This window comes from Bacteroidia bacterium, assembly GCA_027493955.1.
Classification (GTDB): domain Bacteria; phylum Bacteroidota; class Ignavibacteria; order SZUA-365; family SZUA-365; genus JAOSJT01.
The window spans coordinates 2,056,405-2,082,380 of sequence record JAOSJT010000001.1 but is presented as its reverse complement, the minus strand read 5'-3'; the positions used below and the strand labels follow the sequence as shown (position 1 = coordinate 2,082,380).

Here is a 25,976-nt window from a genome sequence, read left to right as displayed (position 1 = left end):
GTCGCGTCGAATCCGTGTTACCTTACAATCACAAGGAAGTGACCCATGACATCAGTATTCGAGTACAAGGAAGTCGTCGGCATCTCGACGGAAAGCATCGAAGCAGCTATCAAGCAGGCGCTGGACGCGGTCTCGGCGGGATATAGCATCGGCTGGTTCGAAGTCCTCTCTTTTCGTGGACGCCTGGTCGACGCCACCACCACAGAATATCAGGTAACAGTCAAGGTCGGCTGTAAATCGAAATAATTTTCTGAACAAGGAGCATCAGTATGATTGAGGTAGGTTCGAAAGCACCGTCGTTCGCGCTGCTGGACACGAAGCGGGAGATTCGGTCATTGGATCAATTCGCCGGCAAGACCACGCTTCTGGCATTTTATCCCGGCGCGTTCACAGGCGTGTGTGAGAAGGAAATGTGTTCCATACGCGACGCGATGGCCGAATTGAATAATCTGGACGTCAACGTCGTCGGCATCAGTGTCGATTCACCCTTCGCGAACGGCGCCTTCGCCAGCCGCAACAATTTCGACTTCCCTCTGCTCTCCGATTACAAACGGGAGACTGCCGCAGCCTACGGGATTCTCTTCGATAATTTCGCCGGCATGGAAGGGTACACCGTCGGTAATCGCTCGGTGTTCATCCTCGATGCGGAAGGTATCGTGCGCTGGTCCTGGGTGGCCGAGAATCCTGGCGTTGAGCCGGATTACAGCGCTATCAAAGAGCAACTCACCGCTATCGGCTAATCACATTGCGGGGCGTCCCACTTCGGTAGGGCGCCCTGTCTCTTTTCTCTTCGTGTAACATCACTGCGTATCGTCATGCTCGCTGAAGGAAAAAAAGCCCCCGCATTTTCTCTCCCCTCAACCAGTGGTCGCAAGGTGTCCCTGAAAGATTTCACCGGTACGACGGTCGTCCTCTACTTTTATCCCAAGGACAACACTCCCGGCTGTACACAGGAATCCTGTGACTTCCGGGACAATATGGCAAGACTGCAGGCCGCCGGCGTGGTGGTGCTCGGGGTTTCCGCAGACAGCATCGCCTCGCATCAGAAGTTCAGGGAAAAGTACGATTTGCCTTTCGATCTGCTCAGCGACGAATCTCATTCTATGCTCGAGGCCTACGGCGTCTGGAAGGAAAAATCGCTTTACGGCAAGAAGTTCATGGGGATAGAGAGAACCACCGTCATCATTGACGGTAACGGGACCGTTGTACGGATTTTTCCCAAGGTAAAAGTCAGCGGCCACGTGGACCAGGTGCTCGCCGCGCTCAACGGTTGAATCCGCGGCGTGTGTCAATCAGTAGTTCGATGTAAGCAACAATCAGGTCGCCTCATTTTCGGTGTCAGCATGCAAACACTCACGGTCAGTGACATTCAATCGAACGCGGAATACGAAGCTGTCCGCGCTCAGGTACGTAAGGATATCTGCGCGCTCCGATCGCTCCGCCGTGTGGAGTTGTCAGATACTTTCATCGTCATCTTCGAGAACAGAGATACGGTGCGATTCCAGGTGCAGGAAATGCTTCGTGTCGAGCGTATGGACAGCCCCGAGCGCATCGCCTTGGAACTCAGTTGTTTCAATTTGCTCATCCCTGCGGAAGGAGAACTGAGCGCCACACTGATGATACGCGTACCTGAGTATCACAGTATCGAAGAGCGCCTCGAACGAATGGCCGGCATCACGCGCAACGCACTGTCGCTCGTGGTCGGTCACCATGAGATTCCGGCACGCTTCGAGATCGAGGATGATATCGCCTGCGAGAGCGATGTGCTGTACATCCGTTTTCACTTCACGAGCGAGCAGCGGTCCCTTTTCTGCACACCGGCGACACCTGTACAATTGCGCTCGATCCATCCCGAATGCCACGCTTCCGTTGCTTTGGAAGGCGAACTGCGCAACAGTCTTATAGGAGACCTGCTGCAATGACGTACGTCACCCGAAGAGAGCACTTCTCCGCGAGCCACCGTCTGTATAATCCCGCATGGTCGGACGAGCAGAACGATCGCGTATTCGGTAAATGCAACAATCCCGCCGGGCATGGTCACAATTACTATGTTGAAGTGACGGTTGCCGGCCCCGTGGATCCGGAAACGGGCTATGTCGTCGATCTCAAAGCGCTGAAAACGGTGATTCACGACCGTATACTCTCTAAGGTTGACCACAAGAATCTCAACGTGGATGTGGACTTTCTGCGGCATGTCATTCCCACAGCCGAAAACATCGCCATAGGAATTTGGAAAGAACTGGAGGCGCACATTCCTCAGGGACGACTCTATCAGGTGCGTCTGTACGAAACGGAAAAGAACATCGTTGATTACAGGGGTGAGTAATGCATACACCGGATGAAGCTTTCCAGCAAAAGCACGAAGATGCGAGTGATCCGGAATTTGAACATCTGATAACCGGAATATTGACCCGTATCGGCGAGGACCCCGGGCGTGAGGGGCTCCTGAAAACGCCGCATCGGGTCGCGAAAGCTTGGCATTTTCTCACACGTGGGTATCACCAGAACATCGAAGAGGTGCTCAACGGCGCAATTTTCGAAGAAGAGTACAACGAAATGGTCATCGTCAAGGACATTGACTATTACTCGATGTGCGAACACCATCTCCTTCCCTTTTTCGGCAAGTGCCATGTTGCGTATATCCCGAACAAGAAAATTGTCGGCTTGAGCAAAATTCCCCGCATTGTGGATGTGTTCGCCCAGCGCTTGCAGGTGCAGGAGCGCATGACGCAACAAATCGCCGATGCGCTGCAGCAGGCACTGCAGCCAATGGGTGTCGCGGTGGTATGCGAGGGCAGGCATATGTGCATGATGATGCGCGGTGTGCAGAAACAGAACTCCGTAGCCACGACCAGCGAAATGCTCGGTGCGTTCCGAAGCAATTCCAAAACGCGCGAAGAGTTTCTCCGTCTCATCAATACAGGGTTTTAACGCATGGAATTCCGTTCGACGGTTGTATGGGTTACCGGAGCCAGTGCAGGCATTGGCAGGGCGACGGCCGGAGCATTTTTGAACGCTGGTGCGCGGGTAGTCGCGAGCGCGCGGACTATGGAGCGCCTCGAAGCGGCGTTCGAGGGTGTCGACAATGAAAATCTGCTGCTGCTGCCCTGCGATGTCGCAGATGAAACTGCAGTGCAGGCAGCGGGACAGAAAATCGCGTCGCAAAGCGGGGGCGTGGACATATTGGTCAACAACGCCGGCACGACAGTATTCCGGCCCTTCCTTTCCTCGACCATCGAAGATTTCGATACCTTGCACAGCACCAACCTCCGGGGGCCGTTTCTCTGTACGCAGGCGGTGCTTCCGGGCATGATCGAGAAGGGGCGGGGCGCGGTAGTCATGGTGTCGTCCATGGCTGCAGTGCACGCGTTTCCGGACAGTTCCGTGTACAGCGCCGGGAAGGCCGGCCTCAAAGCGATGGCAGACTGCCTGCGGCTCGAGGTACGGAAATCCGGTATACGCGTGATCTCGGTGTTTCCGGGAGCGACCTATACCGAAATATGGCCCACGCGCGTGTTGGAGAAGCATGGCGAAAAAATGATGCAGCCGGAGGACGTGGCCTCCGCTATCGTGCACGCCTGTTCCGCACCTCACGGCGTGATGTACGAAGAAATTTTCATGCAGCCCATCGGAGGCGGATTGTGACGACGTTTGAAGGGAAAACAGCCGTGATTACTGGTGCGAGCAGCGGCATCGGCCGTGCGCTTACCCTGGCGCTGTTGCGCGAAGGTGCCGCCGTCGCCGCGTGCGGAAGATCCGCACAGCGCCTCGATGATGTCCGAACAGATGCCGGCACGGCGGCGGATCGCCTTCTGACTACCGTCTGCGATGTGGGCGATGAAACACAACTTACGGCCTTCACCAGGCAAACGGTTGAAGCATTCGGTGGCATTGATATCGTCGTCGCGAACGCTGGCTTCGGAGTGTTCAGGCCTTTGACGGAGCTGCGCACGGACGAATTTGACGCTATGATCAACACGAATGTACGAGGGGTGTTTCTCACGCTGCGCCACACCGTGCCTGTGATGATTTCGCGCGGAGGCGGCGATGCGGTCATTGTTTCATCCTTGGCGGGTAAAAATGGTTTCGCCGGCGGCACAGGGTATTCTACCAGCAAATTCGCTGTTCGCGGTCTTGCACAGTCGCTGATGCTCGAAGTACGTAAGCACAATGTGCGCGTCGTTTCGGTGTTCCCCGGTTCGACGGATACCGCTTTTTTCGACGGGACGCCGATGTCACCCAATCGCGAGAAAATTCTACGCGCGGACGATGTGGCGGCCAGCATACTCGATGCCCTTCGTACACCGCGCCGGGCATTGATCAGCGAAATTGATATTCGGCCCAGCGACCCGTCCTGATCGGCGGTGGCGCTGCCACCCCTTCTGTACGTGCCTCTCAACACGCATTGCGCTGTGTGTCCTCGTTTCACGCGATATCGAGGGAGCGAGAACACGGAGAACATCGGATCCACAATGGTATCTGTCGCGTCGGAGCTGCGCGATGGATACATGCGTAGTCCGGCGTTGCCACTGGACGACGCGGTTTTCGCTCGCGTGATACCGGATTTCCTGGCATCTGGATTTCGTGATATCACAGGATGCAGTTGTATGTTGATAAAAATTCTGCTACACTAATCAGATGTACCATTGTCCCCTGCGTCAATGTCCATCCCCCGCCGTGTGTGCTGTACGGCGTATCATCCATCAGGAGAGCTCTCATGGTGAAATGTACAAGCCACTACGGAACCGCTGATCGCATCCCTGCAACCATTCACGCGATCCCGCTCTTTGAAGATTCCGCGCAGGCAGTCGCGGCGTTGAAGCGTATTGCCCCCGAACTGCAGGAAATAGCGGCTGCCCTGCGTGCCAACGGGCAATTCTGCGGCAAAGCCGACGAAAGTTTCCTCGCCGCGACACCGATGGGACAATTCCTGCTTGTCGGACTCGGTCCCGCCGAAGCGCTTACGACGGAGCGGTTGCGCCGCGCTGCCGCACAAGCGGTGAAGAAGGCGGCGAAAGCGCCTGTTGTTTCCATCTATTGTCCTCTCGATGAGCATATCCGCAAAATACAGGCGGTGTCTTTTGAAGACAGCGTCACCGCGCTGGCGGAAGGAGCACTACTTGCCTCGTACAGCTACGACGCGTTCAAAGGAAAAAAGAAGGATGCGGATAAAACCAAGCTCGCGGAGATCAAACTCGTCACTGCAGACGAGGGCTTCCAGAGCCGGATGAAAAACGGTCTGAATCACGCGATGATCATTGCGGAAGCCGTTGAATATACTCGCAATCTGGTCAATGCTCCCGCGAATGTCGTCACCCCGGAAACCTTTGCGAAGGAAGCTGTCGCCCTGGGGAAAAAGCTGCTGATCAAAACCCTGGTACTGAATCGCACGGAGATTACGGCCAACAAAATGGGTGGTCTTCTGGCGGTGAATAAAGGCAGTGATCATGAGCCGCGTTTTATCATCATGGAATACAACGACAAGAAGCGGCGGCTCAAACCCTGGGTGCTGGTAGGGAAGGGCATAACCTTCGATTCCGGCGGTCTCTCGATCAAGCCGGCGGCATCCATGGAGGACATGAAAACCGATATGAGCGGTGCAGCCGCAGTACTTGGCGTAATGATGGCTGCTGCCAAGCTCAAACTCCCGGCCCGCATCATAGGACTGATTCCCGTCACGGACAACATGACTGGTGGTTCGGCGATGTGTCCGGGCGACATCATTACCATGTCCGATGGCAGCACTGTCGAAGTGCTCAACACGGACGCCGAGGGACGTCTCATCCTTGCGGACGCTCTGGTGTATGCACAGCGTTTCAAACCGGCGGGCATCATTGACCTTGCGACACTCACCGGAGCGGTTGTCGTTGCGCTCGCATCACATGCCATTGGCATGATGGGTACGGACGAAGAGACCATGAATGAATTGAAAAGCGCCGGTGAACGGACGTTTGAGCGCGTATGGCAGTTGCCGCTTTTCGATGAATACTCGAAAATGCTTGAGAGTGACGTTGCGGATATGAAAAATATTGCTGGTCGTTGGGGGGGTGCCATTACCGCCGCAGCATTCCTGAAGCATTTCGCCGGCGACACACCATGGGTTCATCTGGATATCGCGGGTACAGCATCGATTGAGGCAGCCACGGATTATCATCCCAAGGGCGGCACAGGCTCGGGGGTGCGGCTGCTGACCGAATTCCTCAGTGGAAAAACCGAGTGATGCGTTTCATTCCAACGGCACGCCGATACTGAAGTACAGGTTGGTCGGACCAATCTTCACAGAGGTTTCAGGATTATTTTTCACAGGAAGAAAACTCTTTCCTACGCCGAACAGCGCGGGGCCTATCGGTGTGTCGAGCCCGAGAACAAAACCCGCTCCCTGTCGCAATTCCGAGATACGTATCAACTCGGGATTGGACCATGTGCGGCCGATATCGTAGCGCAGCGACAGATAGGAATCAAAGAGAATGTCGAACGGAAGGCGGTATCGCAGCTCTATGCCGCCCACTGCGATTTGCCGGCCGTTGAATTCGTTTTCCCGCATCCCGATAAAGGAGAATAATCCGCCGATACGAAATTCCTCGTACCGGGGCATGGTTTTGTCGCCGTAGCCGAATTGCAGCCTGGGATGGAGCACGATGACATCTTCAATCAGGGGAAGATAGAACTCGTACCGTGCATCGATACGCGAGAATGCGACTTCGCCGCCAAGGAAACGCTGGGCGGATTGGTATTCTCCTTGAAAATGGACACCCTCGTCCGGGAAAGGATATCTGTCCTGTGTGTCCAGTGTAACGGAGAAGCCGACCGATACCACCAGGTGATTTTCGGCCAGATCCCCGGCATCCTTTTTCCGGAATTCTGTTGTGCGTATGCTCTGCTGCTCGTATCGGAGTCTTCCGTTCAGGATACCGAAGCGACCTGCGTACATTCCGAGGGACGCCTGCGCTCCATAACCGATGGCGCGATACACGGACTGCACCTCACGCTCGAATCGGGAACGCGAAAGCCCTTCCACATCGCCGTATTCATTGTGGTCTCTGAAGCCGTAGTAGCCTTCCGCAGTGAAACTGAAGGGGGTATAGAACATTCGGTTCGTATGGTATTCCGCCGCAAAACGCCGATTCCGAGCACCGCTGAAGAACGAGCCGCGCAATTCGGTCCCGCTCCCAAGAAAACTGGCGTCGCGGAGGAGTACCCCAAGCTGGGCGTTGCGTTCATTATCCACAAGGACACCGACCTGCAGCATTTGCGAGGTCCGCTCCTGGACGCGAATGATAAGCACGGGATCACCTTCGACATCCTCGACGTCGAAGGTCACGTTGTGGAACAGCGGAAGCGCCGCGAGATTGTTCATCCCCTGTTCGATGTCTCCGATGCGAAAAATGGCGCCGGCCTTGAGCGGAATTTCCCGAAGAATTACCACGGCATCCGTTCTCTCATTTCCCTCGACCCGGATGTCGCGAATGCGTCCTTCTTCGATCACGATGCGAATGCTTCCGGATTCCGGATCTGCGTCCATCTCTCGGATGTAGGCGAGGGAGTAACCGCGCAACCGGTATTCTTCCAGAATGTATTCGCGCAGCGAACGCAGATTCTCCTGATGAAACGGCTGGCGCAACCAGCGGCTCTCGATGCCGGCGATTCCTGCTTCCGTGAGCGCAGAAACGCCATGGAGACGGATGGTGCTGATGGCACGGGTGACGGTAGCGTTCGCTATCGAGCCCCCTCGGGTGGCTGCTGTACCTGCTGTCGTATCTTCCTCTGCGACGCTGACGTCGGAAGGGTCCCCTTCAGCTGAGCCGGAGGTCCGTAACGTGCTTGCATAGGACTGTGAAGCGGGATCGGAAAGTTGCGTACTCCTCAGATCCGAATATGCGGACATCGGATTCGCGGAAGATGTGCGAGCCGCGAGTAAAGCTTTCAATGCCCGCGCTGTCCTTTTTCCCTCGATATATCCGATCGCGACGAGACTGTCCGGATTGGAAAAATCCGTGGCGGCAGTGCTGCCCAGTCCCGGCTCAATCACCATATCCGCAAGACGGCACAAGTTCTCCGCCTGTTTGGTCATCATCACGTTGAACACCTGATCCAGCGTCTCCAGCACATTGGAAAGCTGCTCCGGCGTGCGGAGGGGGCTTGTGGTGTTTACGGCCACGACGATATCGCAACCGGCCTCTCTGGCGACATCGACAGGAACATTGGAGACGAGGCCGCCGTCCACCAGCAGCATGCCGTCCCGCGCAACGGGAGAGTACATCACCGGGATGGCGGAGCTCGCCCGGAGCGCCTCGGCGAGATTGCCGTGGCGCAATACCACCCGTTGGCCGCTGTGCAAATCTGTTGCCACGGCGCGGAAAGGGATGGCGAGTGAATCGAAATTTGTGCTATGATAGAGACTTTGTATCACGAGCGTATTGAGCGCGTTCATGAGGCGCTGACCGTTGGAAGCGGCGGTGGGTAACACAGGCTGCAGACCGTCGAGATGCACGGTGAGGATGGAGCGGTCCGCCATCGATTTCTGGTCGATAGTGAGAATGCGCCTGTCGGCTGCATCGGAAAGTTGCAGTAATTCCTTCCAGTTCAGATCGCGGACGGCCTTCTCGAGTCGTGTAGCACTGTATCCCGCGGCATACAGTCCGCCGATGATGCTGCCGATACTGACACCGACGATAAAATCCGGGCGGATACCTTCTTCCTCCAACGCTTTCAAAACGCCGACTTGCGCAAGCCCGCGCGCTCCGCCCCCGCTGAGCACGAGACCGAATCGCTTTCCGGTTCTTGTATCGTTCACGGCCGCTGTCTGCGAAGCTCCGTCTGTCCCCGGCGCGACGCGGAATCCAGCTGCAACAGGAGCGGGAGTTGCCATCTCTTGAGCCATGGTTGGTGAACAGCACAGAGAGAATGGGGTGAGGAGGAGTACTATAAGCTTCGGAAATTGCATTCTGGCAAATTACTGGGAGGGTCAGGCACTTGCAAGCCAATCCGTATTGCCCTGCAGCACCCGTGTACGCGCACCGGTGTGGATTGGTGAAAAGCCCCTTCTTCTGTCGGGTGGCCGCGTCGAACATCCACTGAAGCGGGAGCGGGCTGGACCGGATACTCCTTTCCGCTTCTCCCTGAAAGGAAAAGGCCGGCTGTTCGGCCGGCCTCTCCGGAGAGAACGTGCTTCCTTACGCGAAGACCATGAAGGTCAAAATCAAAATCCCCGCAGCGTACGGCGTATAGCGATAAATCGGGGATTTCTCGGCCTTCAACTGGTGAACCACTTTTGCCGCCCATGTGGTGGAAATCAGCAGGAATACGATGACAGCCATCACCGCATCGAGGTCCATGGTCTTGCCAAACATCTGCCGGAAGCCGGGCATCCATGCCGAACCGTACAGTACGACAATATGCGATACGTAAATCAGCAGAGAGTGTTGTCCGGAAATCGTGATGATGGACGGGACGCGCTTCACATAGCGCAATCCAAAGCCGATCACCGACCACAGCAGAAGCACCCAGCCCACACGGCTGAAACTCAACCAGATGCTCGAGGCCCCGTCATTCAGCGGCAATTTCCAACCGAAAATCAAACGCGGGACAAAACTCACGAGCAGAATTGCGAGTGCCCCGATAAGAAAATACAAAGGAAGCTTGCTATCCAGGCCGCGCTCTTTCCAACGCAAATAGAGCGCGGCTGCGGCTGCGCCGGCGAAGAGGTGCCCCGCATAGGGGAATATCGGGAACCAGGAGCCGGTCTTGGCATTCATGAAAGCCGCGGCCCACTGCGGAATATGCAGCGTCCAGTCGACCATGGCAGTGAACGGTGCCACGACATACAACACGACCGCCACCGCAACTGCAGACACCAGGAGACGTTCGCGATTTCGCGTAAGCAGCAGAAGCGAGAAAAGGCCGAACAACGACACGGCCATCAGGCGCAGCACATCAACGTTGAAAAAACGTACCCATTCGTCGCCCGACAGCGTCGTCAGGTAGCTCAGGGTGCCCCCCGGAAGATGCATGAGCGCGCCGATCGCGAAAAGGACGATAATCCAGCGCAAACGCTTGACGACGACGGAGAGGGGAACACGCGTTCCTTCCATCTTTCTGAATGTGGCAATGACGTATGCGAACCCGGAGCCGAACAGGAATATCGGGGCGGTAAGTCCGCGGTTGAATTGCCAGAGGTTGAACAGAAAAGAGTCCGATGCATAATACGTATCCGAGAGCAACGCATCGATCGTATGCCCCTGGATCATCATGAACACAGCCCACGCACGCATCACATCGAGTAACACGAGGCGGTTGTTGTTCTGCAGAGTATTTTCCAATTCTCCTACCGGATGGTTATGATCTATCATACAAATGTATAAAGTATTTTCCCGGAGAACAAGGCCAATCGTTCCATCGGCAGGTGCTCGGCGGGGGGGGGGACGTGAAACGTAAACTTCGAAGGCCGCTACTCACGGCAGGGCACTCTTTGACAGGACTCCATTGAGCCTCGTCCATCGTCAATAGTACCTCGTACCTCGTCAATCGTTTATCGCGAATTCCGCTGTTCTGTGCTATATTATTGCGAATCCAACGATCCGGATACCACAGCAGATTCCAAGCGCGAATCATGTCCGAAACCTCATCAAGAAAACAGGAACACGTCGAACTCTGCGTCAGCGGGCAGGTCGGTTATCGTACGAAGCGTACGGGACTGGAGGATTGGGACTATATCCACAACGCGCTTCCGGAGATCGACGCGTCGGAGATTGACACCTCCACCGAATTTCTCGGCAGACGATTGTCCTTCCCCTTGCTCATCACCGGCATGACCGGCGGCTACGCCGATGCGGAACGCATCAACGGCATGCTCGCCGAGGTGTGCCAGGAACTCCGGATCGCCATTGGGGCGGGAAGCATGCGGCAGGCGCTGGAGGATGATCGCTTTCATGCCTCCTGGAAAATCCTGCGCCGCAACGCCAACGCGGTCCCGGTGCTCGCGAATATTGGCGCCCCGGAGGTCGCGCGCATGCATGACACTGCCGCCGCGGAGCGGCTTGTCGAACTCGTCGAGGCCGACGCGCTTGTCGTGCACACCAATCCGTTGCAGGAATTTCTCCAGCCCGAAGGCGATACCCGTTTCCGCGGTGTGCTCGATGCGTTGCGTATGCTCTGCTCGCGACTCTCTGTTCCCGTCATTCTCAAGGAGGTCGGCGCGGGCATATCCGCCGACGTCGCCCGGCGCGCGTACAAGGCCGGTGTGCGCTGCATTGACATTTCCGGTGCGGGAGGAACGAGCTGGGCAGGGGTTGAAATGCTGCGCCGCAACGACGATATTGAAATAGCGTCCGCTTTCCACGATTGGGGTATCCCGACAGCGGAAGCGCTCCTGGCGCTCCGCGCCGACAGACCCGGCGACCTGCGGCTTATAGCCTCGGGAGGTATTACGGACGGTCTGATGATCGCGAAATGCATCACGCTCGGTGCGGATCTGACCGGCGCGGCACGGCCTCTCCTGACCGCGTTGTTCGAGGGGGGACAGGAGGCCCTGCGCAATCGCATCGTGAGCTGGCAGCATGACCTCACCGGAGCCATGTTCCTGACCGGCAGTCGTTCGCTGAACGATCTCCGGCAGGCCCCTATTATTCATCGTAGTACCACTCAGGCATGAACAGCCAACACGCATATTATCAGCACCTGAAATCCCTCATCGATGAACGCCTGAACGGAATTATCGACAGGGACGAACCCCTTACGATGTACGAACCCGCCCGTTACGTGCTGAGCGGCGGCGGGAAACGCATCCGGCCGGTACTCGTTCTGCTCGCGTGCGAAGCGGTGGGCGGCAATCCCCTCGATGCCGTCGACGCGGGTGTCGCCGTCGAAATCCTCCACAACTTCACCCTCGTGCATGACGATATCATGGACAGCGCGGATACGCGCCGCGGCCGGCTGACGGTGCACAAAAAATGGGATGCCAACATCGCCATCCTTGTGGGCGACGAGCTCATGGGCATTGCCTACAAGACCTTGCTCAACACGCGGTCCGGTGATATTCGCGAGCTGATTTCCGTTTTCACCGACGGCGTGATCGAGGTCTGCGAAGGACAGAGTTACGACAAAGAGTACGAAGCTCTCCCGGCTGTTACGGAACAGCAGTACCTGATGATGATCAGCAAGAAAACCGGCTGGCTTGTCGCGATTTCGGCGCAGTTGGGTGCCATCATCGGCAACGCCGAACCGGCACGGACCGCGGCGCTGCTCAGTTACGCACGGCATATCGGGCGCGCGTTTCAGATACAGGACGATCTGCTCGACGCCATCGCCGAGGAAGAGGAGTTCGGCAAGCCTGTGGGCGGCGACATTCTGGAAGGGAAAAAAACCTATTTGCTCGTCAATGCGATGGGGTTGGCAACAGGTGCGGACCTCGAACTGCTGCAGCGTGTCGCGACGCGTACCGCAGGGAGAGAAGGCCTCGTGGAAAAGGTACGTATGCTGTATGATACGCTCGGCGTGCTGGACATTGCGAGAAAACGTATTGAAGAAGACACCACCGCAGCCATCGCTGCGCTGGATACTCTGCAGGCGAATAACGGACGCGACATGCTCGTCTGGCTTGCGCGCATGCTGCTCGACAGGAAATACTGACACATGCTGGAACAGGATGTCGTAATACGGAACAGATCGGGTCTGCATACAAGGCCGGCGGCCACGCTGGTCAAAACCGCAGCACGTTTTCAGGCCGAATTTTATATCACCAAGGACGGATTTGAAATCAACGGAAAGAGTATCATCGGTGTCATGACGCTGGCGGCGGAACAGGGATCCGCATTGACCCTGCGTTTTGAGGGTATCGATGAGAAGGAAATGGCCGAGGCCATCGTGCAACTGTTCAACGAGGGTTTTGGCGAACTCTGATTGCCACGATCCATACCGCAACAGCAGGGTATGCAATGAAAGTTGACAAACAGGAATGTATTCTCAAGGGATTACCCGCGTCCGGGGGAATCGCCATAGGCCGGGCCTTCGTGTATGAACGTGAAGAGGTGTACGTCCACGAACGAACGCTTGACAACGGCGAGATCGATCACGAGCTGACCCTGCTTGATGAAGCTGTGACGCGCGCGAAGGATGAGCTGGAGAAAATTGCCGGTTTCGCGCGCGAAAACCTCGATGAGAATGCGGCAGCCATTTTTGAAGGCCAATTGCTTATGCTCGAGGATGTGGAGCTATTACGCGCATTGCGCGATCGCATCCGGAAAGAGAGAAAAAACGCCGACTTCCTGATTCATCAGGAAATCGAAAAGCATAAAGCCATCCTGTCCGCAACCGACAACGATATGCTCCGCGCCCGCGTGGAGGATCTCGACGAGGTGGGGCAGCGGCTGTTGCGCGGTATGCAGATGAAACGGCTGCACGCGAACATCGAAGGCGAGCACGTGGTGATCTCCACACAACTCACCCCGTCCGATACCGTGCTGTTCAGCCGCGGCGACGTGCTCGGCTATGCCACGGACCTCGGCGGCATCACCTCGCATGCCGCTATCCTCGCCCGTTCACTCAAAATCCCGGCAGTGACCGGTCTGCAGACCATCACCGCAAGCGTGGAGACGGGCGACCTCGTCATCATCGACGGACAAAAGGGACTGATGATTCTGCATCCCAGTGACCACCACATCTCGGAATACCGGGAAAAGATCCGTCGCATAGAGGCGTTTGAACACGCCCTCGCCGATGTGGTGGACAAGCCCTGCGTCACACCGGACGGCCGCAAGGTTGAGCTTTCGGCGAACGCGGAATTCGTCAACGAACTGGAATTCATCATCACGCAGGGCTCGCGCGGAATCGGTCTGTATCGCACAGAACACCTGTATCTGGCGAAAGGGGATTTCCCCACCGAACAAGAGCAGTATGTTGATTACAGCGAGATCGCGCATATCATGTATCCGCAGCCGGTGATTTTTCGCACCTTCGACATTGGGGGCGACAAGCTGCTGAGCGGCGCTCTGCGCGAAGATAATCCCTTCCTCGGATGGCGTGGTATCCGGATGATGCTGGACAAGCAGGAGATTTTTCGTCAGCAGCTGCGCGCTATCCTCCGCGCGTCGGCGATGAAGAATATCAAGCTGATGTTTCCGATGATCAGCGGTATGCTCGAATTGCGCGAGGTCCTGCGTCGCCTCGAACATGTGAAGGAGGAATTACGGCGGGAAGGACATCGTTTCGACGAGCAACTCGAAATCGGTGTCATGATCGAGGTACCCTCCGCCGTTTTTGTCGCCGAGGAACTCGCCCGCGAAGTGGATTTCTTCTCCATCGGAACCAATGACCTCGTACAGTATCTTGTCGCGGTCGACCGAAACAACGAGTTGATTTCCAATCTGTATCAGGAATTCCATCCCGCCGTGTTGCGTGCCATAAAGTACACGATCGACACCGGGCACCGGAATGGTATTTGGGTGGGCATGTGCGGCGAGATGGCCGGGAATCCCCTTGCGACCGCACTGCTGCTGGGACTGGGGCTTGATGAATTCAGTATGGTGCCCTCGGTCATTCCGGAAATCAAGAAGATCATTCGCTCCGTTCCCCATCAGGAAGCACAGCTCCTCGCCGAACAGGCGCTCGCACTCTCCACTTCTCTGGATGTTCGCGCATTGTTGCGGGCGGATTTACTGAAGCGCGATCCGGACATTTTCTCCACCGTCGAAAACGGAAATAACGACACAGCGGACCTTATAACCTGAATCAAGCATGACCAATACACTACGCATCGATCTCTCCAACAGTATTCCCGCAATCCCGCAGGAGGAATGGGATGCGGCGCGCAAGCGGATCCAAGAGGCCCAACGCATTCTGATGCAGGGCGATGGCCCGGGGAATGATTTTCTCGGCTGGAAGGAACTTCCACGCAATGCGCGATCCTTGCTGCCCGACATCACTGAAACCGCCGCGAGGATTCGCGAGAACTCCGATGCTCTCATCGTCGTCGGTATTGGCGGCTCCTACCTTGGCGCACGGGCGGTGATAGAGGCTCTCCGGCCGCCCTTCGCGGGAGGGCCGGAGGTGCATTATGCCGGACAACACATTGATGGTGCCTGGCTGCGTGCGCTCATGCTGCATCTCGATGACAAACGCGTGAGTATCAACGTCATTTCAAAATCGGGCACGACCACGGAGCCCGCGCTCGCATTCCGCGTCTTGCGCCAGTGGATGGAACGGCGCTACGGCAGAGAGGGCGCATCGCAACGGATCATCGCGACCACGGATGCGGCACGGGGCGCTCTCCGCGGTCTCGCGGACGCGGAAGGATACAAAACCTATGTGATCCCCGATGATGTCGGCGGCCGCTTTTCCGTGTTGACACCAGTCGGCCTGTTACCCATCGCGGCGGCGGGGCTGGACATTGCCGGATTGCTCGATGGTGCCGAAGCTATGCTCGAGCGTTCCATGAGTGATGACCCCGCGATCAACAGCGCACTGTCCTACGCCGCTGTGCGGGATGCGCTGTATCGGAGCGGCAAACGGGTGGAGGTGCTCGCGTCCTTTGTCCCGGCTTTCTCGGGTATTACCGAATGGTGGAAACAGCTTTTCGGTGAAAGCGAAGGTAAGAACGGCAAGGGCATTTTTCCCGCAGCGGTGAACAACACCACGGATCTGCACTCGCTCGGGCAGTACATACAGGACGGGGAGCGCATGCTCTTTGAGACTTTTCTCGTCGCGGATGCCGTTGACGGCGATATCGCTGTTCCGACCACCGACGAGGATGCCGATGGCATGGGATTCGTGGCCGGGAAGTCGTTTCTCGATGTAAACCGCAACGCCCATCTCGGTACCGCGCTCGCGCACAGCGAAGGCGGAGTGCCGAACAGTACCATTCATCTCATGGACACGGGCGCGGCTTCCATCGGCGCGTTGCTCTATATGTTCGAAACGGCGGTGGCCTACGGCGGCTACGCTCTGGGCGTCAATCCCTTCGATCAACCGGGCGTGGAGGACTACAAGCGGAACATGTTCGCCCTCCTCGGCAAGCCGGGGTATGAAGACCTGCGGGCTCGCCTGCTTTCGCACAACAATGCTCGTTAGAGGCCCCGGTGTGCATAACGCCGCCTGTGCATGGACTGCTTGAAGGCGTACGTGACGGGCTGGCGGCCTCGTCATCATGATATGTTGCATTGATGGAACGGTTTCATCATGTGCAGGGGTAACGAAGGACCCGACCATCCCTGTCGCACGAGCATCGCTGAAAGGTGAAGCAGATGAATACGCACCCGCCGATGGGATCGCGATCCCGGTTTTCGCCAAAACACTATCCATTCCTAACGCAGACGGGAACAGTATGACCTCAACCTACGCAGACCGTATCGCCACATATGACAGCACCGATATGTACAGCGTGCTCTGTGATTATCCCGGACAGATTCGGACCGGGTTAGACATTGGCAACACGGTAAACCTGAGCACCATTGACACGAACGCTATTCGCAATCTGCTTATCTGCGGGATGGGCGGTTCCGCGATCGGTGGTGATATTTTTCGGGTGTTCGCCGCATCGAAAAGCCCCGTTCCCATTCTCGTCAACCGCGACTACGGCTTACCTGCATGGGTCGATCACGGAACGCTGGTGGTGGTGCTGAGCTACTCCGGTGGTACCGAAGAGTCCCTCTCCGCCTATGATGAAGCGGGCGTCCGCGGTGCCGCGCGTATCGTGGTGACCTCGGGCGGCGAGTTGCTGGAGCGCGCGGAACGCGATGGCGTTCCGGTGGCCATCGTGCCCGGCGGTTTGGCGCCGCGTTGCGCACTGGGGTATCTCTTTTTTTCGCTGCTGGTGATCGCGGCCCGCTGTGATGTGTTCGACCTCGGGCAATCCGCCTTGCGTGCCTTGCTGATGGATGTGGAAGCTGCCACGAAAGATCTTGCAGACTACACGAATGAAGAGAATCCCGCCGTGCGAATCGCGGAGCGCCTGCGCGGCACGATTCCGGTGCTGTACGGTGGCCAGGCGTTCATGGATGCCATACTCACACGCTGGCGTTGCCAGATCGAGGAGAATGCCAAAGTGCTCGCGTATAGCAACGTACTTCCGGAAATGAATCACAACGAAATTGTGGGGTGGGAGCAACTGCCCGATGTGCTGAAAAGGATCTCCGTCGTCGCCTTGCATGATCTCGCCGATCCGGCGCCGCTGCGAAAACGTCTGGCAATTACGCTGGATATTGTGCGGCCGCTCGCTGCAAATGTCATTGAAGTGCACGCGACCGAAGAAAATGAACTGTCACGCGTTTTTGGCTTGATCCTGCTAGGTGACTGGGTTAGCTTCTACCTTGCTGTGGGCAGCGGCGTGGATCCCTTCCCCATTCGCAACATCAATCACCTGAAAAACGCGCTCAAGTCGCAATAGCCAACGACGGAATTTCGGAACTCCGGCAGTATGTGTAGACAGACCCCACATCGCGTCCTCTCGACGGTCGCCGGGCAAGTGTCCGCCCAACACCGGTTCTGCATACTCCTTGCCCTGCTCCTCGCAGCGACTGTGGCGTGGCCGGGGACGACGGACGCCCAGTTCCTTCCGTTCGGGCGAAATAAAATCGCGCATACGGATTTTGACTGGCGTGTTCTGAAAACCGAGCATTTCGATATTTACTACTACCCCGAAATGGCCCGTCTCGCGGCGATGGGAGCAACCATGGCGGAGGAAAGTTTCCGCCGTCTCGAAGGGCAGTTCAATTTCACCCTGCTGCACCGCATTCCGCTGATTTTCTACAGCTCGCCCATTCATTTTCAACAGACCAATGTCACACCCGGGTTCATTCCGGATGGGGTAGGCGGCTTTTTCGAGTTTCTCAAAGGCCGCGTAGTCATCCCGAGCAACGGATCGCTGGAGCAATTCCGTCACGTCATCAATCATGAGCTCGTACACGTGTTCATGCACAACAAGCTGGAGATGACGCTCCGGAGCCGCGGTATGCGCATGGACCGTTATCTGCCGCTCTGGTTCGTGGAGGGACTGGCCGAGTACTATTCCACCAAATGGGACAGCCAGGCCGAGATGATGCTGCGCGATGCGGTGCTCAATGGATACTTCGCGCCACTGTCCACAATCTGGATGATCAGCGGGAGCTTCCTCATGTACAAGGAGGGTCAGTCCGCGCTCGAATTCATCGCGGCAGAATATGGTGAAGAGAAAATCATTCAGCTCATCGAGAATTTCTGGGTGGCGGAGGAATTCAGCCAGGTAATGAAGTACACACTCGGCAAGACGTACGAAGAATTCGACAAAGAGTGGGTCCGTTGGCTGAAAAAAAAATACTATCCTCTGGTGGCGGACAATGACAGTCCTTCCGACGCCAGTACGCCTGTGGTGCCCGAGGGTTTCAATGCCAAGCCGGTGTACTACGCGCAGGGAGATTCAGCGGGTGTGCTCTACATCGCGAATAACGACGGCTACGCGGGGGTGTATTTCCGCACCTTTGCTTCCGGACGCAGTGAGCGGCTGATCCAGGGCGAAAAAACGGACCGCTTCGAGGCCTTTCACCTGTTCGGTCCACGCATGGCGGTGAACAGCGACGGGATGCTGGCCTTCGTCACGAAAAGCGGGGAGAGTGATGTGCTGCACCTCTACGATGTGCCGGCGAGACGCTTGACAAAGACGCTCGCATTCGAGGGTCTCGTAATGATCGGATCGCCGAGTTGGTCGCCTGACAATCAGCGCATCGCGTTTTCGGCGCTGAACCTGGCGGGAGAACAGGATTTGTACATCGCCGATCTGGTTGATCGGACGCTGGATCGCCGGACTGCCGATTTTTACGATGACCGCGATCCCGCCTGGTCTCCGGACGGTGCCACGCTGGTTTTCGCATCCGATCGCGGTGCCTGGGGTGAAAACGGCCTGTACAATTTGTATGCTCTTGATGTGGAGACCAGTCGCATCCGGGCGGTGACACAGGACAGCTGCAACTTTCTGTCGCCATCCTGGTCGCCCGACGGGCGCTCCATCGCCTGTACCAGCGATCGGGATGGTACATTCAATTTGCAGGTGATTCCGTTCAACCTCGAGCCGGGATGGTTGCCGCCAGTCAAGCAGGTGTCGCGCTTTACCACATCAGCCTTCGATCCGGTGTGGACCCCGACCGGATCGCTGTTGTTTTCGGCCTTTGATCGGTTTTCCTTTACCATCAACACCATCGAACAGGTTGCGAAGCGGACCGACTCTCTCCCTGAGAGCACGGGAATGCGTCCCTTCCGGCCTCGGTCCGGTTGGTTGGTGCAGGAATACGCGGGAGCAGAGGAAGCGACTTCTCTGCGTTACGATAAGACGTATCAGCTCGACATAGCGCAAAGCGCGATATCCACCGATCCGGTGTTCGGTACGCTTGGGGGAGCCGCGCTGAGCATCAGCGACATGTTGGGGGACGACCGGTATTATTTTCTTGTGTCCAACACCGCGCAAACGTCGAGCGAGTTGCTGAGCAGCTTCAATGTAGCGGTCTCGCGCGTGTCGGTGGGCCAGAAGTATCCCTACAGCTACGGCATCTTCCATTACAGCGGGCGGCGCTACGATTTGCTCGATCCGGATCTGTACTTCAACGAGCGGGCGTTTGGAGGATATTTCGCCGCCGCATATCCGCTGTCCAAGTTTCAGCGTATTGAGGGAGCGGTGAGCTTCAGCAGCTCGGACAAGGAAGCCCTCGCCCAGGTGCGACAGCGCAAAGCGCTGTTATTGACGAATTCGATATCGTACGTCAAAGACAACGCGCTGTACTACTGGACCGGTCCGATAGACGGCAACCGCTTCAACGTGACCTTATCGTACACCACGGATATCCGCTATTCGAACGTCAACTACTACTCGGCGATGTTCGATTACCGCAGGTACTTCCGCATAGGACTGCGCTCCGCCGTTGCTACCCGCTTCGAGTTTCTGTACAACCACGGCAAGGAAGCGCGCAGGTATTTTCTCGGCGGCAGTTGGGATTTGCGTGGCTGGCCGCGCTGGTCCATTCGGGGGACCAAGCGCTGGCTTACCAGCACGGAGTTGCGCTTCCCCTTGCTTGATCGCGTCGGTTTTGATTTTCCCTTCGGGGCAATCAATCTTGGCATCCTGCGCGGCGCCGTATTCGTCGATGCGGGGAACAGTTGGGATGACGATTACGGTGCCTCCCTCGGGAGCTTCGGTGCGGGCCTGCGCTTCAGCCTGTTCGGTGTGCTGGTGCTACGTTACGATTTCGGAAAGCGCATCGAGGATAATTTCAGCAGGATTCAACCGGACATGTTTCATCAGTTTTTCTTCGGATGGGATTTCTGATGCGACTCCTCCCGCTCATGATCTGTGCCATGTTTTTTTCCGCTTGCGGCAGCGCGAGTGATCTTGATTCGCCTATAAACGGCCAAGCCGGACCGGCGCAACACCACAGCGACATCACGCTGCCTGATGCGCCGCTGCATCTCAGGTGGGAGCATTCCCTTGACGGCTACGCGGGACGCAACGAAATCCTGCTTGTTCAGGACTATGCGCTGCTTTCTTCGATCACCGGCATCATCGATGTGGTGGATATACCGAGCGGAGAGCAGAAGGGACGAATCAACGCGCAGGGGTATGTTCATGCAGCACCGGTAGCGGTTTCAAACAGGCTCTATCTCATTGCATTGGCGGAACAATCCACGCTGCAATGCCACAGTCTCGATGACGCCTCACTGCTTTGGTCGGCAGATATAGAAGCGAGCGACGCATCTGTCTGTGTCAGCGGAGACAATCTGTTTCTTGTGAGCCGAGGCGGTACTGTGATGTGTTTCGGATTGCATGATTCGATTCCCAAATGGACCCGCCGGCTGTCCGGCGCTTTCAGTGCGGGGCTCGTCGCAGAGGATAGTCTTCTCTTTGTCTGCGGGGCAAACGGGGATCTTTCCGCACTCTCTGCGGTGAGCGGCGCCGTGCGCTGGACGCAGGCAAGCGGCGAAGCCATACTCGTCGCCCCGGCCGCAGATGACGGCGTCGTCTGTGCGGTGACCAGAAACGGGACGCTGATCGCGGCAGAAGCGCAAAGCGGGACGGTGCGCTTTATCCGGAAATTCAATGAACCCGTGCACGTCTCACCTCTCATGACGAAACATGGAATTGTTGTAGCCCTGTCCGGTGGTGATATCGTATGGGTGGATGCTCTGGATGGCCGCGAGCTTCGACGGGTACGTACGGGTCGTCTCCCGGGTGCCACCCCCGTACCTGCGAGCGGAGGTCTTCTGCTGCTCGCGCGCGACGGGCGCGTACACGCCCTGGGGGATGGCTCGGATGAAACAGTGCTTCTCGCGGCAATGAAGCTTCGAAGCAGTGTTCGTCCCTTGCTCACGGTCCATGGCGTGCTTGTTGTGGATGAAGAAGGAAATGCATCCTTGTTTGGCAGGCAGATGGAGAAAGGAGCCGGGAATGCAGTTGATTAAATGCCTCTGCACACTGCTGTTGATCATTCTCATCGGCGGCACAGGGCGAGTAACAGCACAGGATATCGAACCCCGCGAATCGCCCTTCGTCAGTATCGAGAGCGATCCGCAGGGAGCCGAAGTGTACGCCGGAGATAGTCTCATGGGCAGGACGCCACTTCGTGTTCTCAGGAGTGATGCCGCACATCTGGTGCTGTATTACCCTGAACGCGCGGCATGGAATGCGCAACGCAGCGCTCTCGGTCCCGATCCTCTTCCGGCGCATTTGGGGGTGATGCATGTTCGATTCACCCGCACACTACAGATCCGCAGTGTGCCCTATGGTGCCGCGGTGTATCGCGGTGAGGAATTTATCGGTTACACACCGGTCGATCTCCCGGTGGACACCGCAGCTCTTTCGGTACGGAAGCCTGGCTATCTGTCTCAGATTGTGCGCACGGGCAACGCACACGAGGGAGCATTACTTGTCGTCCTGCCCGTTGCATCGGGCGAACGTCCGGCCGGTTTCGCTCTCGTGGATGAGCCGCTGCGTATGCCCGGCATGGACATTGTTCTTCCTGCCGGAGCGACACTCGCAGCGGGTGTCGCCGCTGTGATGTTCAAGCAGTATGCCGACGGACGATATGATGCGTACCTCAGGAGCCGGGATGAAGCGTTGTTATCTGACGCGAAAAAATACGATATTTATGCAGGTCTGTCGCTTGCCCTGATGCAACTCGGGTTGGGGTACTTCATTCTCCGTATTTTCGGGGATTGAGGGTGCCGGTAGAGTGTTCCGCGAATTCCATTCCACAACTTCAGGCAGAAATTATGACCGGGAAAGTCGATCTGCATACGCACACCTACTACTCCGACGGGGCGCTTTCGCCGCGCGAGCTGGTATTGCGTGCTCATGAGGTTGGCATCGGCACACTCAGCATCACGGATCATGACAACATCGACGGCATCGAGGAAGCGCTGGGAGTGGCGGGAGATTTTGGGATTGAAATCATTCCCGGCGTAGAGTTAAGTTCCACTCTTGGAACGAAGGACATTCACATCCTGGGCTATATGTTCGATCCCTCAAACAAGGAATTCCGCGAAACGCTTTCCTTTCTCAAGCGCGAGCGATTTATCCGGGCCGAGCGTATCGTGCGTAAACTCAACAATCTGGATCTCCCGCTCGATTTCGATATCGTGCTCGAACATGCCGGCCAGGGCGCTGTGGGTCGCCCGCATATTGCCGCGGCGATGCTGGACGAAGGATTGACCAAGGATTACGCCGAGGCTTTCGAGAGCTATATAGGAGAATCCGGCCCGGCGTTTGAGCCGAAATACAAAATTTCGCCCGAGGATGCGGTGGAGATCATAGCCAATGCCGGCGGAGTATCCATCCTTGCACACCCCGGCTGGTACGTGAGCGAGCACGACCTTTCGTATTTGATTCATGCCGGCATCGACGGTGTTGAAGTGGTGCACCCCGCGCATGACATGCATCGGGTCCGGTTCTACCGCGGAATAGCATCAGAGTATTTTCTGCTGGAGAGCGGGGGATCGGATTTCCACGGAGGCAAACGCAACGACTATCCCAACTTCGGGACGTATACCGTTTCACAGGATACCGTGCAGGCGATGAAGCGCCGGCTGTTCATACAATAACATCGAGGAAGTTTATGTACACCCCCATTCAGGGAGATCTGAAAGCCGGATCTCACCGCTTCGCCATCATCGCGAGTCGTTTCAACGATGTCATTACCCGACGACTTGTGGAAGGCGCCATCGATTGTCTGCAACGGCATGGCGCGGAAGCCCGGCAGTATGAAGTGTTTCTCTGCCCGGGATCTTTCGAACTCCCGCTGGTTGCCAAACGTGTTGTCGCGGCAGGTCGCTTCGATGCCGTGATTTGCATCGGTGCGGTTATCCGAGGTGAAACCCCCCATTTCGACTACATCGCCGCGGAAGTCACCAAGGGTATCGCCAATCTCTCCATGGACAGCGGTGTACCCATCGCTTTCGGTGTACTGACAACGGAGAGCACCGGACAGGCGCTCGAGCGCGCCGGACTCAAACATGGAAACAAGGGCTGGGACGCCGCTCTCACCGCCATGGAAATGCTCAACCTCTTCGGAATCATTGACGAAGGTGGTCGCTCGTGACACTCCACCGATTGCTCCACATCTTCACCGGGCTTACGCTGTTTGCGGTCGCGGCTGTGGCGCAAACGGGTACCTGGCGCACACTCACCGACATGAAAAACGTCCGCGACATCGCCGTGTCCAACGGTCGTGTCATCGCCGCAACCAGCGGTGGCGTTTTCGTCAGCGTCGGAACGGATTTCACACGCTTTACCAATGTGGACGGACTGTCGGACATAGACTACACCGCGGTGACGACGCTCCCGGACGGCCGCCTTGTCGCCGGGGCAAGCACCGGATTTCTGAACATCAGAAGCAGCGGCGGAGAATGGAGCGAGGTCTCGGACATTGTGCGTGCGACGCAATTCCAACGCAGGGGAATCACCTGTCTCTACGAGCATGCAGGGAAGCTGTACGTCGGCACGGAATTCGGTTTGACGGTGTACGATCCTGATCGCAGGGAATTTGGCGATACCTATACCAAGTTCGGGAATTTGCCGTCGCAGGGTCGCGTCAACGATGTCCTTGTTCTGGGCAATGACATCTGGGTCGCTACGGAGCATGGCATCGCTGCGGCGGACCTTCGCCATCCGAATCTGAAGGATCCGACGAATTGGACGTCCTATACCTCGTTTCCCGGGGGCGGCTCGCCGGAGGTGCACTCGCTCGCCATCCGCAACGACGCTCTGCACGCAACCACCGCTGCGGCAATTCTCCGCTTCGAGAGCGGCGCCTTCGCGCTGCATGTCGGCGCTCTCGGAGCCGGCGCACACCGTCGCATTCGCGTGCATGGTGTCGATCTGTATCTCGTGACAGAAGTGGCCGTGTTTCGTGTAGACTCCGGGGGGAATGCCATTCAGGTAGGAGATCGACTGGACAACGGCTCGTATCCCGTAAATCCGCGATTTACGGACCTCGCCTCGAATGGCAGCGATATCGTTGTCGCATCCACGGATGGAATCAGCATACATGTGCAGGGGAACGCATGGAGCTTTGCGCGTCCCGATGGCCCGGCGTCAAATTTTTTCAAAGCTCTCACAGTGGATGATTTCGGTGTGCTCTGGGCTGCATCCGGACTTTCGGACAAGGGTATCTATGCGTATGACGGGACACGCTGGATGAATTACGACAGCAAATCCGTCAGCCAGATTTCTTCGAACACCGTGATGGACCTCACCGACGGTCCGGACGGATCCGTCTGGTTTGCCACGCGCGGCGGGGGAGTGCTTGAGCGCAAAGCAGACGGAACGTTCGTGAATCACACTGTCGGTACGGTGCCCGATTTTCCAGGACTGGACGACAATCCCTTGTTCCCCGCCGTGGAAGGAATCAAGCGGGACAACAGGGGGAATGTCTGGAGTCTGCACTTCCGCAGCGGTGGGGGACTGCTCGGGTGCAGGACCCCTGACGGAAGCTGGCGTTTCTACAGCGATCCCTCGCTGCCAAAAGGGACGATTGTTTCCGGACTTGCCGTCGATCAATCCGGCCGCAAGTGGATTATGATGAATACCTCGAACTTCCGCGGCCTGCTGGTGTTCGACGACAAAGGAACGCTCGCCACTACCTCCGACGACACCTGGACCCGCTTCAACGCGAATGACGCCAGCGGCATCAACGCGGAGAATGAGGTGACGTCCGTCGCGGTGGATATGCTTGGCGATGTCTGGATTGGTACCGATCGCGGTCTGCGAACAATCTTCAATCCCAGAGTGAACGACAGGGTCTCGAAAACCTGTTTCAATACCCGTTGCAATATCGAGGGCTTGTATATTTCCGCCATCGCCATCGATCCCGTCAACAACAAATGGCTCGGTACCAAGGATGGCGTGTTTGTGCTTACACCCGATGGGAGCGAGATCCTGGCGCAGTACAACACCGATAACAGTCCGCTCCTCGACAACGACATCATCAACATACTGGTGCATCCTCAGACCGGTGTTGCCTATATCGCGACGCGGCGTGGATTGTCGAGCCTTGCAACGCCGTACGTTGAACCTGTGGTGACATTCGGAGACGTCACTGTGGCGCCTAATCCCTTCCGTCCGGCGGTGGACGGGCAACTCAGTATCGACGGTCTGGTTGAGGGGTCCATCATCAAAATTCTCAGTGTCTCCGGGGATCTCGTCGCGGAGGTGCCCTCTCCCGGCGGAAGGATCGGATTCTGGGACGGACGGACTCTGACCGGGGAAGCTGCCGCCTCGGGGATGTACTTCGTCGTGGCCGCAGCCGCGAACGGCAAACAGGCGGGTGTTGCCAAAGTCGCCGTGATAAAGGACTGACGGTGTGTGACGTACGATTTCCGAAATCTGCTTACTCCGTAGGTCCAAACGGGCGCTGGTAAAAAGGTGAAAAGGAAAAAAGGTGAAAAGGTAAGAATTTGTTACCCTTTCACCCTTTTACCCTTTGACCTTCTCACCTTTTCGTGAAAACCCACAAAATAACCTGATATAT

At 57.0% G+C, this 25,976-nt stretch carries 23 protein-coding genes; 21 read left to right on the top strand and 2 right to left on the bottom strand.

Features of this window, described 5'->3' with window-relative positions:
* Positions 1 to 45 precede the first annotated feature (45 nt).
* From M5R41_07995 to M5R41_07955, 9 genes are all read left to right on the top strand, one after another.
* The gene (locus M5R41_07995) at positions 46 to 246 is read left to right on the top strand and encodes a dodecin family protein (GenBank protein ID MCZ7556326.1); all 201 of its coding nucleotides are present in this window, start codon (positions 46 to 48) and stop codon (positions 244 to 246) included.
* Between the two features lie 23 nt (positions 247 to 269).
* Positions 270 to 740 carry a redoxin domain-containing protein gene (locus M5R41_07990; protein MCZ7556325.1) on the top strand — a complete coding sequence of 157 codons (471 nt, stop codon included), beginning with the start codon at positions 270 to 272 and terminating at the stop codon, positions 738 to 740.
* 75 nt (positions 741 to 815) lie between these two features.
* Positions 816 to 1,274: a thioredoxin-dependent thiol peroxidase gene (gene bcp, locus M5R41_07985; GenBank protein ID MCZ7556324.1), complete on the top strand. Its 459-nt coding sequence runs from the start codon at positions 816 to 818 to the stop codon at positions 1,272 to 1,274.
* A 69-nt stretch (positions 1,275 to 1,343) separates the two neighbouring features.
* The gene (locus M5R41_07980) at positions 1,344 to 1,922 is read left to right on the top strand and encodes a DUF3501 family protein (GenBank protein MCZ7556323.1); all 579 of its coding nucleotides are present in this window, start codon (positions 1,344 to 1,346) and stop codon (positions 1,920 to 1,922) included.
* The gene (locus tag M5R41_07975) at positions 1,919 to 2,326 is read left to right on the top strand and encodes a 6-carboxytetrahydropterin synthase (GenBank protein ID MCZ7556322.1); all 408 of its coding nucleotides are present in this window, start codon (positions 1,919 to 1,921) and stop codon (positions 2,324 to 2,326) included. Before M5R41_07980 ends, M5R41_07975 begins: the two co-directional genes overlap by 4 nt.
* Entirely contained in the window at positions 2,326 to 2,931 is a 606-nt protein-coding gene (gene folE, locus M5R41_07970) for a GTP cyclohydrolase I FolE (protein ID MCZ7556321.1), read from the top strand. The genes M5R41_07975 and folE overlap by 1 nt, the downstream gene beginning before the upstream one ends.
* Before the next feature lie 3 nt (positions 2,932 to 2,934).
* Entirely contained in the window at positions 2,935 to 3,645 is a 711-nt protein-coding gene (locus M5R41_07965; GenBank protein MCZ7556320.1) for an SDR family oxidoreductase, read from the top strand.
* Entirely contained in the window at positions 3,642 to 4,358 is a 717-nt protein-coding gene (locus M5R41_07960) for an SDR family NAD(P)-dependent oxidoreductase (protein ID MCZ7556319.1), read from the top strand. Before M5R41_07965 ends, M5R41_07960 begins: the two co-directional genes overlap by 4 nt.
* A 359-nt stretch (positions 4,359 to 4,717) precedes the next feature.
* Positions 4,718 to 6,220, top strand: a complete 1,503-nt coding sequence (locus M5R41_07955) for a leucyl aminopeptidase (GenBank protein MCZ7556318.1) — start codon at positions 4,718 to 4,720, stop codon at positions 6,218 to 6,220.
* 6 nt (positions 6,221 to 6,226) lie between these two features.
* Here the strand turns inward: M5R41_07955 and M5R41_07950 are convergent, their stop codons facing one another.
* Together M5R41_07950 and M5R41_07945 are read right to left on the bottom strand one after the other, a co-directional pair.
* Positions 6,227 to 8,794, bottom strand: coding sequence for a patatin-like phospholipase family protein (locus tag M5R41_07950; protein MCZ7556317.1), 2,568 nt, complete (start codon positions 8,792 to 8,794; stop codon positions 6,227 to 6,229).
* Positions 8,795 to 9,173: 379 nt separating this feature from the next.
* Complete coding sequence (locus M5R41_07945) at positions 9,174 to 10,349, bottom strand: DUF1624 domain-containing protein (GenBank protein ID MCZ7556316.1); 1,176 nt, start codon at positions 10,347 to 10,349, stop codon at positions 9,174 to 9,176.
* A 260-nt stretch (positions 10,350 to 10,609) separates the two neighbouring features.
* Here M5R41_07945 and fni point away from each other — a divergent pair, with 260 nt between their 5' ends.
* From fni to M5R41_07885, 12 genes are all read left to right on the top strand, one after another.
* Positions 10,610 to 11,650, top strand: coding sequence for a type 2 isopentenyl-diphosphate Delta-isomerase (fni, locus tag M5R41_07940; protein MCZ7556315.1), 1,041 nt, complete (start codon positions 10,610 to 10,612; stop codon positions 11,648 to 11,650).
* A complete protein-coding gene (locus M5R41_07935) occupies positions 11,647 to 12,627 on the top strand; it encodes a polyprenyl synthetase family protein (GenBank protein MCZ7556314.1) in 981 nt (326 codons plus the stop codon). Before fni ends, M5R41_07935 begins: the two co-directional genes overlap by 4 nt.
* 3 nt (positions 12,628 to 12,630) lie before the next feature.
* A complete protein-coding gene (locus M5R41_07930) occupies positions 12,631 to 12,897 on the top strand; it encodes an HPr family phosphocarrier protein (GenBank protein MCZ7556313.1) in 267 nt (88 codons plus the stop codon).
* Between the two features lie 35 nt (positions 12,898 to 12,932).
* A complete protein-coding gene (ptsP, locus tag M5R41_07925) occupies positions 12,933 to 14,723 on the top strand; it encodes a phosphoenolpyruvate--protein phosphotransferase (protein ID MCZ7556312.1) in 1,791 nt (596 codons plus the stop codon).
* A 7-nt stretch (positions 14,724 to 14,730) separates the two neighbouring features.
* Positions 14,731 to 16,062, top strand: coding sequence for a glucose-6-phosphate isomerase (locus M5R41_07920; GenBank protein ID MCZ7556311.1), 1,332 nt, complete (start codon positions 14,731 to 14,733; stop codon positions 16,060 to 16,062).
* A 253-nt stretch (positions 16,063 to 16,315) separates the two neighbouring features.
* Entirely contained in the window at positions 16,316 to 17,377 is a 1,062-nt protein-coding gene (locus tag M5R41_07915) for a bifunctional phosphoglucose/phosphomannose isomerase (GenBank protein MCZ7556310.1), read from the top strand.
* A gap of 30 nt (positions 17,378 to 17,407) precedes the next feature.
* Positions 17,408 to 20,281, top strand: a complete 2,874-nt coding sequence (locus M5R41_07910; GenBank protein ID MCZ7556309.1) for a BamA/TamA family outer membrane protein — start codon at positions 17,408 to 17,410, stop codon at positions 20,279 to 20,281.
* A complete protein-coding gene (locus tag M5R41_07905; GenBank protein ID MCZ7556308.1) occupies positions 20,281 to 21,411 on the top strand; it encodes a PQQ-binding-like beta-propeller repeat protein in 1,131 nt (376 codons plus the stop codon). The genes M5R41_07910 and M5R41_07905 overlap by 1 nt, the downstream gene beginning before the upstream one ends.
* Positions 21,398 to 22,168 carry a PEGA domain-containing protein gene (locus M5R41_07900; protein ID MCZ7556307.1) on the top strand — a complete coding sequence of 257 codons (771 nt, stop codon included), beginning with the start codon at positions 21,398 to 21,400 and terminating at the stop codon, positions 22,166 to 22,168. Before M5R41_07905 ends, M5R41_07900 begins: the two co-directional genes overlap by 14 nt.
* Positions 22,169 to 22,221: 53 nt before the next feature.
* Complete coding sequence (locus M5R41_07895; GenBank protein ID MCZ7556306.1) at positions 22,222 to 23,049, top strand: PHP domain-containing protein; 828 nt, start codon at positions 22,222 to 22,224, stop codon at positions 23,047 to 23,049.
* 14 nt (positions 23,050 to 23,063) lie between these two features.
* Positions 23,064 to 23,546 (top strand): 6,7-dimethyl-8-ribityllumazine synthase, encoded by a 483-nt coding sequence (gene ribH, locus M5R41_07890; protein MCZ7556305.1) that lies wholly within the window; start codon positions 23,064 to 23,066, stop codon positions 23,544 to 23,546.
* Entirely contained in the window at positions 23,543 to 25,804 is a 2,262-nt protein-coding gene (locus M5R41_07885) for a hypothetical protein (GenBank protein ID MCZ7556304.1), read from the top strand. The genes ribH and M5R41_07885 overlap by 4 nt, the downstream gene beginning before the upstream one ends.
* The last annotated feature ends 172 nt before the right edge of the window (positions 25,805 to 25,976 follow it).

Excerpts from the sequence above, each read along its gene's own strand:
- M5R41_07975 (MCZ7556322.1), top strand. The coding sequence starts at position 1,919 with ATGACGTACGTCACCCGAAGAGAGCACTTCTCCGCGAGCCACCGTCTG.
- M5R41_07965 (MCZ7556320.1), top strand. The coding sequence starts at position 2,935 with ATGGAATTCCGTTCGACGGTTGTATGGGTTACCGGAGCCAGTGCAGGC.
- M5R41_07955 (MCZ7556318.1), top strand. The coding sequence starts at position 4,718 with ATGGTGAAATGTACAAGCCACTACGGAACCGCTGATCGCATCCCTGCA.
- M5R41_07895 (MCZ7556306.1), top strand. The coding sequence starts at position 22,222 with ATGACCGGGAAAGTCGATCTGCATACGCACACCTACTACTCCGACGGG.
- M5R41_07905 (MCZ7556308.1), top strand. The coding sequence starts at position 20,281 with ATGCGACTCCTCCCGCTCATGATCTGTGCCATGTTTTTTTCCGCTTGC.
- folE (MCZ7556321.1), top strand. The coding sequence starts at position 2,326 with ATGCATACACCGGATGAAGCTTTCCAGCAAAAGCACGAAGATGCGAGT.
- M5R41_07910 (MCZ7556309.1), top strand. The coding sequence starts at position 17,408 with ATGTGTAGACAGACCCCACATCGCGTCCTCTCGACGGTCGCCGGGCAA.
- M5R41_07930 (MCZ7556313.1), top strand. The coding sequence starts at position 12,631 with ATGCTGGAACAGGATGTCGTAATACGGAACAGATCGGGTCTGCATACA.
- ptsP (MCZ7556312.1), top strand. The coding sequence starts at position 12,933 with ATGAAAGTTGACAAACAGGAATGTATTCTCAAGGGATTACCCGCGTCC.
- M5R41_07920 (MCZ7556311.1), top strand. The coding sequence starts at position 14,731 with ATGACCAATACACTACGCATCGATCTCTCCAACAGTATTCCCGCAATC.
- M5R41_07935 (MCZ7556314.1), top strand. The coding sequence starts at position 11,647 with ATGAACAGCCAACACGCATATTATCAGCACCTGAAATCCCTCATCGAT.
- ribH (MCZ7556305.1), top strand. The coding sequence starts at position 23,064 with ATGTACACCCCCATTCAGGGAGATCTGAAAGCCGGATCTCACCGCTTC.
- M5R41_07915 (MCZ7556310.1), top strand. The coding sequence starts at position 16,316 with ATGACCTCAACCTACGCAGACCGTATCGCCACATATGACAGCACCGAT.
- M5R41_07995 (MCZ7556326.1), top strand. The coding sequence starts at position 46 with ATGACATCAGTATTCGAGTACAAGGAAGTCGTCGGCATCTCGACGGAA.
- fni (MCZ7556315.1), top strand. The coding sequence starts at position 10,610 with ATGTCCGAAACCTCATCAAGAAAACAGGAACACGTCGAACTCTGCGTC.
- M5R41_07945 (MCZ7556316.1), bottom strand. The coding sequence starts at position 10,349 with ATGATAGATCATAACCATCCGGTAGGAGAATTGGAAAATACTCTGCAG.
- M5R41_07980 (MCZ7556323.1), top strand. The coding sequence starts at position 1,344 with ATGCAAACACTCACGGTCAGTGACATTCAATCGAACGCGGAATACGAA.
- M5R41_07990 (MCZ7556325.1), top strand. The coding sequence starts at position 270 with ATGATTGAGGTAGGTTCGAAAGCACCGTCGTTCGCGCTGCTGGACACG.
- bcp (MCZ7556324.1), top strand. The coding sequence starts at position 816 with ATGCTCGCTGAAGGAAAAAAAGCCCCCGCATTTTCTCTCCCCTCAACC.
- M5R41_07900 (MCZ7556307.1), top strand. The coding sequence starts at position 21,398 with ATGCAGTTGATTAAATGCCTCTGCACACTGCTGTTGATCATTCTCATC.